This is a genomic window from Pseudanabaena biceps PCC 7429, assembly GCF_000332215.1.
Taxonomy (GTDB): Bacteria; Cyanobacteriota; Cyanobacteriia; order Pseudanabaenales; family Pseudanabaenaceae; genus Pseudanabaena; species Pseudanabaena biceps.
This window is the reverse complement of sequence record NZ_ALWB01000165.1, coordinates 1-13,159: the sequence shown is the minus strand read 5'-3', so window position 1 is coordinate 13,159 and position 13,159 is coordinate 1. Positions and strand designations below refer to the sequence as shown.

Here is a 13,159-nt window from a genome sequence, read left to right as displayed (position 1 = left end):
GCTCTGGGGACTCAGCTCAAAAGTTATGGGAATCGTTGCCTAGTGTCTATCGACAATGTGCGATTATTTACACTGATTTCTACTCGTCTTATCCAGTTGTCCTTCCCAGCAAACGTCATAGGGCAGTCGGTAAAGAAACGGGAAAGACCAACTATATTGAGCGATTCAACTGTACGTTACGTCAACGAGTATCTAGACTAGTTAGAAAGACCTTATCCTTTTCTAAGAAGTTGGAAAATCACATTGGGGCCATTTGGAATTTTATTCATCATTACAACACTTCTTTACCTCCGTGTGCGTCCTTTCCTTTTTAGGACTACCCAACACCCAAAATAATTACTAACTAAACAGATTTGATTCAACGATAAAAAGAATCTAGTTTTAGTTCTGTAGGTAAAATTGAAATTAGATATACTCTTAACTTTCTCGTTCACTTTCATACTGAAAAGGTAATGCTACCCTACTATGGAAGCTATAGTAGCGCCTAGAAAAATGCTCCAAGTAAGGACTAATCAAAACTGTTCTTCGCTTGACTATACCAAGTTCGATTTGACGATACAAAGTTGCCGCATCTATGCCAAAAACTTTCTTGAAATCAGCAGTGAGTTCAGGTAAACCTATTTTATCAACCTCACATTCGGGAGGAATTTTCTCAAAAAAGTAGTATCTTTCATGACGATGAGATTCTACCAACTTCCATTCTTTACTATTCATGTTGTCTGCGGTATCTCTAATTTCCCTTGCTTCTGCGATTTCACACAAAATGACTGAGTTTAAGAGCTTCGATGATTGAAGGATTTCTTGTGCATTTCTAGCTTTATAGTCCCAATCAAGATCGCAGTCTTGCGTAATTACAATTGCATATGGATGAAGAACAGCTTCAAACGGTAGCTCTTGCCCATGCTGTGAGAGTTCATCAATGACAGGTTTGTATTGTATAACACCTGTCAATATTTCACCCTGCCGCAATGAGAAAGATTTATCTGATGATAGATAGATAGCCCGCTCTTCCATGAATTTACCAGACAATTAAGATTCCAATGTAATAGTGGGTCTAACCTGCACCTGTTTCAGCTTGCCTTTAATAGTACTTGCAGGTATTACAGGCAAGCTAGATTGAGGAAATCGATTGGCATAGAATCGAGAAATACTTTCTAATTCCTCAACAGTCTCTTCTAAAGCAGCTTCTGGAAGAGCTTTAATCATAAGAAGACACTTGAGCAATAGTATCAACTTTTCTGGAGATAAGCTTTGCCAATCAGTAGTTAATGAGAAAGATGAATCAGACATTGTTAAATCAAAAGAAGCGGTTTTGAGTATAAGAGGTCTTCCGCTTTCTCTATCGAAAATCTTATTGTTAAAATCAACACCTGAAGAAGTTTGATTATGGCGAAATTGATTGAGGTTGTAAGGCTCTATGGAGAGTGTCGGTGATACTCCACCTGAAGAGCTTACCTGCGGACTGGTTAAATTCACTAAGTATGTTCCAAACATTTTTATCTCCTTCTATTTTTTGTTCTGTATAAAAATCAGCATCGAATAGGTAAGCAATCTCATCAATCGCGTCTTGAGATTCTTTCACCTTAACAAGCCCATGATTTAAGTTGATTTGTCCATTTTCAGTTTTGAAAACTAAATTTTTAACTATTGTTTGAATTGCAGGAGAAAGCTCTGGATCATAAAGTTCTGAAGCAATGTGTTTAGCTATTAATTCTGACCACTGTTTATCTTCAATTCCAAGTTTTGAACGGATTATTAAGTCTTGATACCGAAGTCCCACACGTGTATAAAAAGATGGCTTGTATATTCGCTCAAAGATTTTTACAGCATCTTCAAATCGTTGCTTAAATTGCTCATATCTCTCATACGAAGAAGTAGTTAAAGCAATAAAATCTTTAGTAATAGAGAGATGCCATTTTTGATCTTCTGATTTAAAACTGTAAGTAACCTCACTTGGCAAAGACAAACCAAACTGTTGAGCAACTTTCAAAAAATCTGGTGGTACTTGTGACTGCTTCATCTCAAAAAGAGGATACTGTAACCTTACCTCATCCTGAAACTCAACTGGCTCAGAATGAGATATTTTGAGTATGGGGGGAAAGCGCAATTGACACACAACTTCTATAAGAGGGTTGCGATTGTAGATTACACGTTCGGACTCAGGGAAATTCATCAAACTTTATGATCGCCGTAAAAATATGTACTGCCAAAATCATAGCCTAAACTATAATGCTAGATTTAATGCTAGATTGTTGAAAATATATTATGAGCTGCAAAGTAATGTTGTTCATTTAAACACTCTCTACAGGCTCAGGCTTCCAAGTTTCGCCGTACTTGTCTTTGAGAACAGACCAAGCTTCGATTTGACCTTCGGCATATTCCCCTGGTTTACCCCATTGCAAGAAAGCACTCATTTGCGCCTTATCATCAGCATCGAGGAAACGGATGGCGTAGGTAGTGAAATTGCCGCGTTTGGCTTCGCCTGTTTCAAAGCGGACATCGGTGATTTTGTCCATATTGAGGTGAAACTCGATATGCTCAGAATGCATATTCGCATACTTGCCCTTAGGGAGTTCCGCGTAAAAAAGCTTCTCGATATTCACCCTTGCTTCTAGCACGCCCGCATCACTGGTGACGATCAAGCGAACTAGTCCAAGAGTGTGACATTCTTCTAAAAAATCTTTTAAAGTAGCAGCCATAGGAGTTTATTTAATATTAATTAATAAGTTTATGATGATGTTGTGAAATTTTTTTGTGATCGCAATATCCCTATTAAAGCCGAAAAGGGTTAGTGTGTGTAGCTTTTGGGGCATAAAAGTAGCGATCGCCGCTTAATATCAAGAAATTCCAAAGCCCTCAAAAATGCTCTAAAGTTGACTACAAGCTCATTTACCCGCAATCATTCAAGCATTTATCTATGAAAATCGCCAAGAACATAACTGAATTAGTCGGTCGTACTCCCCTCGTCGAATTGCAGCGCATTCCCAAGGCTGAGGGCTGCGTAGCACGAATTATCGTCAAATTAGAGGGCATGAATCCCGCCGCTTCCGTCAAGGATCGGATTGGTGTGAACATGATCCAAGAAGCCGAAGAACAGGGCTTGATTGCACCAAATAAGACAATTCTGGTAGAACCGACTTCGGGCAATACAGGGATTGCACTGGCAATGGTGGCAGCAGCCAAGGGTTATAAATTGATCCTAACGATGCCAGAAACCATGAGTATGGAAAGGCGAGCGATGTTACGCGCCTATGGTGCTACTCTCGAACTTACCCCTGGCACTGAAGGCATGGGTGGCGCAATCCGTCGTGCTAAGGAAATCAGCGAAAGCACTCCCGATGCTTATATGTTGCAACAGTTCCGCAACCCCTCAAATCCTGCAATTCACCGTAAGACTACTGCTGAAGAGATTTGGGAAGATACCGATGGACAGGTTGATTTTCTGATTTCGGGAGTTGGCACTGGCGGTACAATTACGGGTATTGCCGAAGTAATTAAATCGCGGAAGCCAGAGTTTAAAGCGATCGCAGTGGAGCCAGCCAATAGCCAAGTCTTAGCAGGTAATCGCCCTGGCCCCCACAAAATCCAAGGTATTGGTGCAGGATTTATCCCAGAGGTTTTGAAAACGGAACTGATTGATGAAATTATTCCTGTATCCGATGAGCAAGCGATCGCCTTTGGACGTAGATTAGCTCGCGAAGAAGGACTTTTATCGGGAATTTCCAGCGGCGCGGCGCTCTATGCGGCCGTGCAAATTGCCAAGCGACCCGAAAATGCGGGCAAAATCGTCGTGATGATTCAACCCAGTTTTGGCGAACGTTATTTAAGCACACCTCTATTCCAAGATCCTGAATTGATGGGACTTAGCTAAACAAAAAGAGACGCGCAAAGCGCGTCTCTTTTTGTTTACAGCGCATTGCGCTCAAACCCAAACCAAGGGAATTTTTGAAAGCGTTGCAAAGCAACGCTTTCAAAAATTCCCTTATGGTTCGTTTGATCGATAATTGCTGTGAGACTTTTTGTTTAAGACTTCGCAATTACATTTTTCTTATAAGTTCCATCTAAAACTGAAAGTGCGGCTACATATTGCGGATCTTCTTTGGTTCCGAGTTGTTTGCGCGTAATTGGTTCGGTAAGGGCAACTTCCACATTCGGAATGATGCCGCGTTTGTGAATGTTGTGATGGAGGGGTGTTTCGTATTTAGCAATGGTTACCGCTAAACCTGCACCATCTTCTAATTCATAAAGTGATTGAATTAAGCCTTTTCCATAGGTTTTAGTGCCGACCAATTGTGCGCGATTGGTTTCTTGTAATGCACCAGCCAGAATTTCGCTAGCACTGGCACTACCACCATCGGTCAGTACCACTAAAGGATCGGTTGTAATGGCACTGCCTTTTGCCTCAAAGCTCTCCTGTACGCCATGTCGATCCACTGTGTACACAACCGTTCCCTCAGGAATCCACATCCTAGCAATTTCTAGCCCTGCATCAAATAGACCGCCAGGATTACCGCGCAGATCGAGGACGTAGCGATCGGCTCCTTCTGCTTCAAACTTTTTGATGGTCTTTTCCATATCCGTCGCCGCATTGCCATTGAATTGATTGAGACGGATATAGCCGACCTTGTGATTGTCTTCCTGATTGAGCTTGGCAATAATCGGAGTAACTGCAATGCGATCGCGTTTAATGACCACATCAAACTTCTCAAATCCCTTATCATCAGCAAGGGGACGCTCTATCGTTAATTTGACTTCCGACCCGATCTCTCCCCGCATTCTGGTTGCACATTCATCGAGACTTAATCCTTTGGTAGGAATGTTATCAATGCCCACAATGCGATCGCGCGATCGCAAACCCGCTGCGTCCGCAGGCGAGCCCTCGATCGGCGCAATCACGATCACATTATTCTTGGGTTCATCAACAGCAATTTGGAGCCCCACACCAGTTAACGCCCCTGCTGTACTGGTTTGCATACTCTTAAACTTGTCGGGTTCGAGCAATCTTGTAAAAGGATCGTCAAGCGTGGCAAGCATTTCGCGGATAGCCTGATAAGTATCATCATGGCTGTTAAATTTACGATTGACAAACTGGCGGCGAACTTTGTACCAATTTTGATGATTAAAATCAGCGTCAACATAGGAACGGTTGACGATCTGCCAAACATTAGTGAGAAATTTTTGTTCTTGTAAATAGTCCGTAACCGCAGCACTTGCCCCCAAGCTCCAGAAAAACTGTAAGGCGATCGCGAAACCAATGACGAGCCAAGACCAAATACGACGCTGTTTTATCATGCTCTGTACGCAAACTGTTTATCTAAAAATATTCTCTCTATCCTAACTAATCTAGCTTTCATCAAGCCTGATTTCTCATATTTTTCTAACTATAGCTGCCGTCAACTGTATCAGTATATAAAACCCAAAATAGTGTTGCCGCACTCCGCGCGGCAACACTATTTTGGGTTTTAATTTTGTCCTAACAAGACTGGTGGCAGCTACATAACAATGTAAAGCTAGCTATAACAAATCAAAAACCTAAAGATGAGTGGCGGCGCGAAGCGCCGCCACTCAATCTTTGGTTTTTTGATTTGTCATATAAATTAAAGAAGGGGTGAAATTTCTCTCCTCAATTTATCGATATTTTGGAATTTTTTTAAATGCAGTTTTGGCGAAAATTGCCAGCGGCAATAATTTTCTATACTTGTATCCCTTGGCGGACGCAGGGAAATCTTGATTTTCGGGGAATAGCTCTTTATGCCCCACTAATTGGGCTGGCAATCGGTCTGGCGATCGCTGTTTTCGATTTTGGTTTGGGGTGGCTCAAACCTTCATCTGATTTCATTTACCTGCGATCGCTCCTCACGATTTTATTAGGACTGTTGATCACGGGGGGCTTGCATCTTGATGGGGCAATGGATACCGCTGACGGGTTAGCTGTGACCGATCCCGAACGCCGCCTTGAAGTGATGGCAGATAGCAATACGGGCGCTTTTGGTGCGATCGCGGGAATAGTGATTTTGTTATTAAAAGTAATGGCGTTGGCGGCGATTAGCGATCAGAGAGTTTGGATTTTAGCGGCTGTCTGGGCTTGGTCTCGGTGGGGACAATTGCGGGCAATTATGGCTTATCCCTATCTCAAGGCGATGGGCAAGGGGAAATTCCATCAGGAGGATTTACATTATTGGCAAGTTTGGCTGGTGGCAGTTCTACTGATCGTGGGAGATCTCGCGATCGGATATTTTGCCCATGCAATCTCTTTTGCCTTTGGGGTATCGGCGATCGCTTTCACTATTACTTGGGCGCTTGGTGCATGGTTTAACCGACAACTCGGCGGACAGACGGGAGATACCTATGGTGCGATCGTGGAATGGACTGAAGCGTTAAGTTTATGCGCGATCGCCTATTTGATATGAGTTATAGCGCTTTGCGCTCAAACCCAAACCAAGGAAATTTTTGAAAGCATTGCTTTGCAACGCTTTCAAAAATTTCCTTGTGATTCGTTTGATCGATAATTGCTGTAAGTAAGTGGGCTTAATTAAATATGCAACCCTAAAACCTGCGGCGCAGCGTGCGCCGCAGGTTTTAGATCTGGATTTTAATTGTGCTGAGGTACTTATACCAATTCACAAAAGCGTGACAACACTTTCATGAATTAAAAACTAAACCTCGTAAGGGACTTGCGATTTAATGAAGTACCAAATATAAAACCAGAATCGGTGGCGCGGCTCCGCCGCGCCACCGATTCTGGTAAATCTGGATTGGTATCTTATTTTCTCGCAAGTCCCTAAGGGTTTTCAAGTTAAGAAATGGCATAGCCATTTCTTAACTTGGTTTAATCTTTATGGGCGATCGCCGTTGCCATCTTCAGGAGGTTTAGGTGGTATGCCTAAAGCTTCAATGAGTTTTTCTTTGGTTACTCCCAACTTCTTCGCTGCGGCATCTAAATCAGGACGAGGTGGTCGATTACGAGGTTTTTCCTGATTGGATTCGGATTGTGCTTGAGCCGATAAATTTAGGTTAAATGAACTGGGTACTGTGGCGACTGCGCTCCCTAATAGAAAGGCGATCGCTATAACTGGCATTGATTTAGTAAATTTATTCATCGCTGTAGTCATTGCTATGGTGTGAAGTTGCGTTTGACTATTCCATCAAAACCTAAAAAAATGATCGTTTCCTTAGCAAAAGAATTACAGTTTTGTAATTTTCCTTATTTTAGAAGCGCGTAGTGATCGCTATAAGTAGTTCGGCATAAAAATTAAAAACCTAGAAGAGCATACCGCCCGCTGCGCGGGCGGTATGCTCTCTGGTTTTGGTTTTTAATTCTGCCTAGCTACTTAACTAGGCTTTTTAGGCTTGAGAGGATTGAGTTACTGTTTTTTTCTGTCTTGATCACCAAGCAAGTTTGATGAGTGGCGGCGCTTTGCGCAGTCAAAGAGAGCAGGTAGCGATCGATCTGGTAAAGGCTGAGCGATTTGCAGCGCGCGCTCGTACTGACCTGACTCGGCGTAGGCGATCGCTACTTTTTCGAGTAAGTCTGTGGGCGAAGGAATCTCTGCTAGGGAATGGTTGGTCATATGTCGAGCAAACACAAGCGCCCGCTCGAACTTACCACTCTCCAAAGCTCGATTGATAATAGAAACAAATGATTCAGCTTGCCACATTGTTTCTGTAACTTGGTTTAAGAACTGCAAGGATTGCTCAGTGCGATCGCTTTGGGCTAAGGCTTTGGCAAGTTCTGTAAGGATACTATTCTGGTAATCTTTGGATAGATGACTCCGTAGCGATAAAGCAATGTCGATCTGCCCATGGTTAAGATAAGAGCGCATTGCGTCGTAATATACCTGCGCCAAAGATGAGTCTGGTAAACCTTTCACCAGCTCGATCGCTCGATCAGGACGATCGGCAATGGCGAGTTTGTCAGCGATATCAATTAAAGTTTTTTGCTGCAAAGTCTTTTCATGAATCCGTTCGATTACCTTTAGCGCGATCGGCAACCGATCTAAGGTAGCGTTTGCGATGGCAATAACATTCCAAGCCCTATCTTGCTCCTCGATGGATTGCATAGCAGAAGCGATCGCCTCTGCTTGGGTTAATAGGCTTGATAATAGAGGAATTTCTTCAGCATCTAGGGAATGTCTGCGGGGATCGCCAAGTAAAATTGGGGTTAGCACTTGAAATCGTTTTACGGGATCTTCAATCGTATCGAGCAGCGGCATCGCAGTTTCAATTCCCAAAAATTCTATCCAGCTCGCCGCAATAAAACTAACATACCGAGACATTTCAGGATTAGGATTCGAGCGGATGATTTGCCAGCTTTGGGCAAACAATTGCCTTTTCTTGGCTTCTCCTTGCTCTAGGAGGGTATTTTTCTCTGCGATCGGTAAAATATCCAATTCATATTTTGACAGTGACATAAATACCGATCCTGCCATCACCGATAATCCTGCAACTCTCACAATCGGCTCTCTAATATTATTCACATACTGGAGACTGCGGCTATATAGCAGATCGGCTTTATCAGTTTGTCCAACAATACGATATTGCCAACTGAGCTTATTCAAATTACTAACATAGTCCCAAGTTGCATTATTTCTTTTCGCTTCAATAATTTGTAGGCTTTGATCTAACAATGCGATCGCTTTTTCTTGCTGGTCTAACGCTCTGAAACCCTTGGCAGCATCTAGCAAATAATTAATGCTTGAGTAGGAATCTTCTTGACGCATTGCTTCCAAACCCATTAAAAGTGCTGCTTCCGCTTGTTTAGGCTGATTCAAGAAAATCGCCAGCATTCCCAATTCCTTCAAAAGCTCGGATTTACTCGGTACTATAGACAGATTGCGCACTTTCGCTGGAGTCACATCTTGGACTTGGAGAAGAGCGATCGCCCGCGCAAGCAAAGGAATTGCCTTATCAGATTCCTTTGCTTCGACATGGATGCGGATAATCTGGATTAAACCCCATGCTTGCAATTGCGGAAATTGCTTGTCAGGCATACCATCTAATAGTTGCAGTAGGAGGCGATCCTGCTTTGCTCTTTGATAATGATCGAGTAAATAATAGAAAGATTGGTATTGATTAGATACGTCAGCAATAGCTTGAATCCTTTCTTGATAGCAGAGGGGAGGAATGCCGCCCTGTGTGGGTATCCAAGGTTGGGGGATATCCGCAAATCCCACCATTGGTAAGCTATTCCCCAGAAGGAAAACACTTAATCCACCGATCGCACTCATTCGTTTACTTAACTTCATGAAATTAGCTCTCTGGGATGCTTGAAGCGATCTACAACAGTTTATACCAAAGCTCAAAATGGCTATGCCATTTTGAGCTTTGAAAACCATTACTGGGCTTGTTTTTTAATTCACAAAAGTGCTGTAACTCAATTCGCCATAGCTATAGGAGCGGCTGCTTATAAAATACCAACCTTCGGAAAATCTCGATCTAAAACTTTGGATGCCGTAATTCCTTCCCATTGATTGAGAATTTCGCCATAAATGCTGCGAAAATCCACTTGCATTGCCAGATTACCTTGGACGAGACTATCTAATGCGGGTTGACCACCGTATAAACCACCGCGTACATTTCCCAATAACAGAACGGGAGCAGCCGTACCATGATCGGTTCCGCCGTTGCCATTTTCGGCAGGACGACGACCGAACTCACTCTGCACCATAATTAAGACATTTTTTTGCATATTATGGGCTTGGATATCGCGATCAAGGGCAGCTAGCCCTGCACCCAGATCGCCCAGTAATTGCTGGTGACGGCGTACCTGTCCTGCGTGCGTATCCCAACCACCAATTGTTAGGTAGACGACCTTTGGTTGTGACTCTAAAACACGACCTAGCAGTGCAAATTGATTGCCAATTCCCGTTTTCGCATAGCCATGATTGGCTTGACGTTGATTGAGATCCTTAGTGAGTTGTTTGACAGCCTCCTCACTATCAAGAACCGAGCGGCGCACCTGTTCCGCAAATTCGGAACCTTGGGGATTGTTATAAACTGCGCGCATCGCCTCTCCTAGTTTGCCCCGTTGCTGAACGGCAAGATTGGGAGACAATTGCAGATAGCGATCGCTGTCACCTGTAAGGGCGAGGGGATATTCTTCGCCAAGGAAAATTGCGTCGGCAGTTTTCGCCTTCACATCGGTTAAATACCTTGCTAACCAACCCGTATCGCTTGATCCTTGAGGATGGGCGCTTTGCCAGATTTCCTTAGAACGAAAATGTGAGAGATTGGGATTAGGATAACTGACATTCTGGACGATCGCCAAGCGTCCCTTATCTAAAATCGGCTTTAGCTCCTTGAGAGCGGGATGAAAAGCGGCTTGATTGGAAATGGGAATCCCATCTTTAATCGCAATCGTAGGACGCAGTTTGCGATAATTGGTATCATTATAGGGAACGATCGTGTTTAACCCATCATTCCCCCCTGCGAGTTCGATCACGACAAGGGTTTTGCGATCGCTACTTAAAGCAGCGCTACTGCAACTGGGAGCGACGATCGCCATCGCGGCTGTACTGCTCATCAAAGCGAGAAAATCTCTTCTGTTCATGTTCCTTGCTTATCCTTCTGCTCATCCTTCAAGTATTTCTAAAATAACGATCAACTCAGCTTGACAAGGCTTACTTTCACTTAGATTTAAGTTAGATTTAAGCCAGTTGATAGATTGGCGAAGCGAGAATCAAGGCAGCAATTTCCCGCTTAGATAACCCCGTAAATTGCGATTCTAATTGGCGATCGCCATTGCCATCCAGCAGCACCATAACCAGATCATTGGCACTGTAGCGATCGGGATCGAACTTAAAGCCACCATCATCGCCATACTCTTTCGTGAATTGCTGGGCAACATTAATCCTTGTCAATAAAGAAGGCGCAGTCAACCAACCCTGATCTCCCTGCCAACCTTTCACCGATGGCGCATTATAGGGAACTTGCCCCATTGCTCGTAAGTCGCCAATGACGCGATCGCTATCGGCTTCGATTTGCAGTTGGCGCAAACTACTCAAGACAAAATACAGTGGTGTTTTGAGATGGCTGCGATAGGATTTACTACTATAAAATTCAGGACTATTAAAAACCGCCGCCACTACTGCTTTGATGCTGCGATTATTTTTTTTGTACACCCCCGCAAGGCGATCGACGATCTCAGTTTCAGGGTTGCGATAAGCCAAGGTACTCCAAAGATCCACCGCTAATTTTCTTGCCGTCTGGGGATGATTGGCTAAAATTTCGACCACATCTTGGGTACTGAGTTTGCCTGTATGCCCTAGATAATTCTTAAGTCCGTCATCGTGGCGACGAGGCACAAAGGTTACATCCGCCACACCCATCTCAGGACGCAGTTTAACTTGCCAGCCCGTTAGCGCCCTTGCTCCTTCTTGGATATCCTTTTCAGTGTAATTTCCTTGCCCAAGGGTAAACAACTCCATAACCTCGCGGCTGTAATTTTCGTTAATCTTGCCTGAACGATTTTGATCATTGTCTAAATAATTGAGCATGGCTGGACTGGTGGTGATCTGCATCAGCAACTCTTGGAAATCACCCATGGCGTAGGTGCGTAGTCTCCTTTCGTAGTCCAGCAGGAGTTGCGCTCGACCAGTTTTGCGAAGGGATACCACAAAGCGATCGCGCCAAAAGTTGACGATGCGCTCATGTAAAGGATTACTTGCTTTTACCATCTGCGGCAATAACCATTTCCACAGGGCTCTTGCCTGATCCTGCTTTCCTTTTTGGACTATGGGCATAGGTGCGGGTACATTGATCTCAGGTGATGTATGCAACCATGCTGATAGCAATGCGTCAGGGGTAGTATCGCTGTGAAGTTCGTCGAGGGTTGCCCCAAACCCAGCCCGTCTTAAGAAATGAGCTTTCTGTACAATGCGATCCATAAGTTTATTTCCATGAAGTTGCACATAGACAACCTTGATAGACAACCTTGATGACTTGGCTTTAGACTCTCGATTGTCGATAAAAGTTCTAACGACGACCAATTTTTTGGCTCATTTCTCGACTCGTTCTCTGATATTCATGGACGATGGGCAATCGCTCATTCTGAAAGTCTTGTAAAGCTTCAGCAATACTATGACTAGATTTGAGATGTTTCACCAGAGATAGTCCATCCTCCCAACCAGAAGTCATTCCCCGCGCACGGGTTGGGCTTTTGGCATGGGCAGCATCGCCAATTAAGAGTACTCGACCACTGTAGATCTGGGGCAAGGGATCGATATCATAGGAATAGCGGCAGATAATACTTTCTAAAGGGGTAGAAGCAATGACATTTCTGGCATCCTCAGGCAGTTTCGCTAATTCTTGAGGAGGAATGGCAATATTGGCAGGTTGCAATCTGCCAATTTCTGAATCGTCTAGCGCCTGTTCAACAAAAAAGCCCCAATGTGTTCGATTTGCGCCAATATGGAAGAAGTTAGCATAAATCCCTCTTCCGCGCACGTAAACGAAAAAGTTTCCTTCGGGACAGAAGCTATCATCAACTACGATTCCCCGCCAAACGAGATCGCCAAGGTAAGATGGTTTTATATTTGGAGCGACTGACTGGCGTACCTTTGAGAGAATTCCATCTGCACCAATAATTAAGTCTCCTTCCCAATGACTTCCATCCTTAAAATAGGCGATCGCCCTATTTTCTGTTTGGGCGATTGAAGATAAATGCGCATTAAAATGAATTATATTCGCTGGCAAGGTTTCGAGAATTGCTTCTAAAATTGCCTTACGATGTACGAGCATTCCTGGTAGTTCGTCTTCGGCGTAGGTGACGGTTTCTGCATTGATCAATCCACCCTTAAGATTGCGGAACTCAAATAATTTAACAGGATCGCCCGAGTCGATAATTTTTTTGCTGATCCTCGGATTTCCTTCATGCAGAGCTTTCATGCCAGCTTGGACGATCAAAATGCCACATCCATCGGTACGAACCACGGGTGCTTTCTCAAACAAATCAACTTGAAAGCCTTCTTGGATTAATAAACTGGCGAGATAAGCACCTGATGTCCCCGCACCGATAATACCGATCCTGCTCTTAGTAGAAATCATCTGGAGCCTCGCTTAAATTCATCTCTTTCAGATAATTATAACTGTCGCCCCTCGCGTTATACCAATTCACTGAAGTGAGCCAACACTTCAGTGAATTAAAAAACAAACCCAGTAA

The 13,159-nt window shown here is 43.7% G+C and carries 13 protein-coding genes; 3 read left to right on the top strand and 10 right to left on the bottom strand.

Annotation, left to right across the window (positions count from 1 at the left end; all coding sequences use genetic code 11):
- Positions 1-314, top strand: a 314-nt coding sequence (locus tag PSE7429_RS24565) for an IS1 family transposase (RefSeq protein WP_267879009.1), incomplete at its 5' end; no start/stop codon positions are given.
- A gap of 103 nt (positions 315-417) precedes the next feature.
- On the opposite strand, the gene PSE7429_RS16525 is transcribed toward PSE7429_RS24565, so the two are convergent.
- From PSE7429_RS16525 to PSE7429_RS16510, 4 genes are all read right to left on the bottom strand, one after another.
- Positions 418-1,029: a hypothetical protein gene (locus PSE7429_RS16525; RefSeq protein WP_202950463.1), complete on the bottom strand. Its 612-nt coding sequence runs from the start codon at positions 1,027-1,029 to the stop codon at positions 418-420.
- Positions 1,030-1,206, bottom strand: coding sequence for a hypothetical protein (locus PSE7429_RS26910; RefSeq protein WP_009628417.1), 177 nt, complete (start codon positions 1,204-1,206; stop codon positions 1,030-1,032).
- A 178-nt stretch (positions 1,207-1,384) separates the two neighbouring features.
- Positions 1,385-2,173 carry a TIGR04255 family protein gene (locus PSE7429_RS16515; protein WP_009628416.1) on the bottom strand — a complete coding sequence of 263 codons (789 nt, stop codon included), beginning with the start codon at positions 2,171-2,173 and terminating at the stop codon, positions 1,385-1,387.
- A gap of 118 nt (positions 2,174-2,291) precedes the next feature.
- Positions 2,292-2,699 carry a ChuX/HutX family heme-like substrate-binding protein gene (locus PSE7429_RS16510; RefSeq protein WP_009628415.1) on the bottom strand — a complete coding sequence of 136 codons (408 nt, stop codon included), beginning with the start codon at positions 2,697-2,699 and terminating at the stop codon, positions 2,292-2,294.
- A 218-nt stretch (positions 2,700-2,917) separates the two neighbouring features.
- Between PSE7429_RS16510 and cysK the strand changes: the two genes are divergently transcribed.
- Positions 2,918-3,871, top strand: coding sequence for a cysteine synthase A (cysK, locus tag PSE7429_RS16505; RefSeq protein WP_009628414.1), 954 nt, complete (start codon positions 2,918-2,920; stop codon positions 3,869-3,871).
- Between the two features lie 152 nt (positions 3,872-4,023).
- Here cysK and PSE7429_RS16500 read toward each other — a convergent pair whose 3' ends face one another.
- On the bottom strand, positions 4,024-5,292 hold the full coding sequence (locus PSE7429_RS16500) for a S41 family peptidase (protein ID WP_009628413.1): 1,269 nt from the start codon (positions 5,290-5,292) through the stop codon (positions 4,024-4,026).
- 362 nt (positions 5,293-5,654) lie between these two features.
- Between PSE7429_RS16500 and cobS the strand changes: the two genes are divergently transcribed.
- Entirely contained in the window at positions 5,655-6,410 is a 756-nt protein-coding gene (gene cobS, locus PSE7429_RS16495) for an adenosylcobinamide-GDP ribazoletransferase (RefSeq protein WP_009628412.1), read from the top strand.
- Positions 6,411-6,836: 426 nt separating this feature from the next.
- Here the strand turns inward: cobS and PSE7429_RS16490 are convergent, their stop codons facing one another.
- From PSE7429_RS16490 to PSE7429_RS16470, 5 genes are all read right to left on the bottom strand, one after another.
- Positions 6,837-7,112, bottom strand: coding sequence for a hypothetical protein (locus PSE7429_RS16490; RefSeq protein WP_009628411.1), 276 nt, complete (start codon positions 7,110-7,112; stop codon positions 6,837-6,839).
- Between the two features lie 252 nt (positions 7,113-7,364).
- Positions 7,365-9,245, bottom strand: coding sequence for a tetratricopeptide repeat protein (locus PSE7429_RS16485; RefSeq protein WP_009628410.1), 1,881 nt, complete (start codon positions 9,243-9,245; stop codon positions 7,365-7,367).
- A gap of 158 nt (positions 9,246-9,403) precedes the next feature.
- Positions 9,404-10,522 (bottom strand): DUF1501 domain-containing protein, encoded by a 1,119-nt coding sequence (locus PSE7429_RS16480; protein ID WP_233424373.1) that lies wholly within the window; start codon positions 10,520-10,522, stop codon positions 9,404-9,406.
- Between the two features lie 124 nt (positions 10,523-10,646).
- The gene (locus PSE7429_RS16475) at positions 10,647-11,885 is read right to left on the bottom strand and encodes a DUF1800 domain-containing protein (protein WP_009628408.1); all 1,239 of its coding nucleotides are present in this window, start codon (positions 11,883-11,885) and stop codon (positions 10,647-10,649) included.
- An 88-nt stretch (positions 11,886-11,973) separates the two neighbouring features.
- Positions 11,974-13,044, bottom strand: a complete 1,071-nt coding sequence (locus PSE7429_RS16470) for an FAD-dependent monooxygenase (protein ID WP_009628407.1) — start codon at positions 13,042-13,044, stop codon at positions 11,974-11,976.
- Positions 13,045-13,159 lie beyond the last annotated feature (115 nt).

What these genes read in the sequence shown, in the direction of transcription:
- cobS (WP_009628412.1), top strand. Translation starts at nt 5,655, where the DNA reads ATGCAGTTTTGGCGAAAATTGCCAGCGGCAATAATTTTCTATACTTGT.
- PSE7429_RS16490 (WP_009628411.1), bottom strand. Translation starts at nt 7,112, where the DNA reads ATGACTACAGCGATGAATAAATTTACTAAATCAATGCCAGTTATAGCG.
- PSE7429_RS16500 (WP_009628413.1), bottom strand. Translation starts at nt 5,292, where the DNA reads ATGATAAAACAGCGTCGTATTTGGTCTTGGCTCGTCATTGGTTTCGCG.
- PSE7429_RS16470 (WP_009628407.1), bottom strand. Translation starts at nt 13,044, where the DNA reads ATGATTTCTACTAAGAGCAGGATCGGTATTATCGGTGCGGGGACATCA.
- PSE7429_RS16510 (WP_009628415.1), bottom strand. Translation starts at nt 2,699, where the DNA reads ATGGCTGCTACTTTAAAAGATTTTTTAGAAGAATGTCACACTCTTGGA.
- PSE7429_RS16515 (WP_009628416.1), bottom strand. Translation starts at nt 2,173, where the DNA reads ATGAATTTCCCTGAGTCCGAACGTGTAATCTACAATCGCAACCCTCTT.
- PSE7429_RS16485 (WP_009628410.1), bottom strand. Translation starts at nt 9,245, where the DNA reads ATGAAGTTAAGTAAACGAATGAGTGCGATCGGTGGATTAAGTGTTTTC.
- PSE7429_RS16480 (WP_233424373.1), bottom strand. Translation starts at nt 10,522, where the DNA reads ATGAGCAGTACAGCCGCGATGGCGATCGTCGCTCCCAGTTGCAGTAGC.
- cysK (WP_009628414.1), top strand. Translation starts at nt 2,918, where the DNA reads ATGAAAATCGCCAAGAACATAACTGAATTAGTCGGTCGTACTCCCCTC.
- PSE7429_RS26910 (WP_009628417.1), bottom strand. Translation starts at nt 1,206, where the DNA reads ATGATTAAAGCTCTTCCAGAAGCTGCTTTAGAAGAGACTGTTGAGGAA.
- PSE7429_RS16475 (WP_009628408.1), bottom strand. Translation starts at nt 11,885, where the DNA reads ATGGATCGCATTGTACAGAAAGCTCATTTCTTAAGACGGGCTGGGTTT.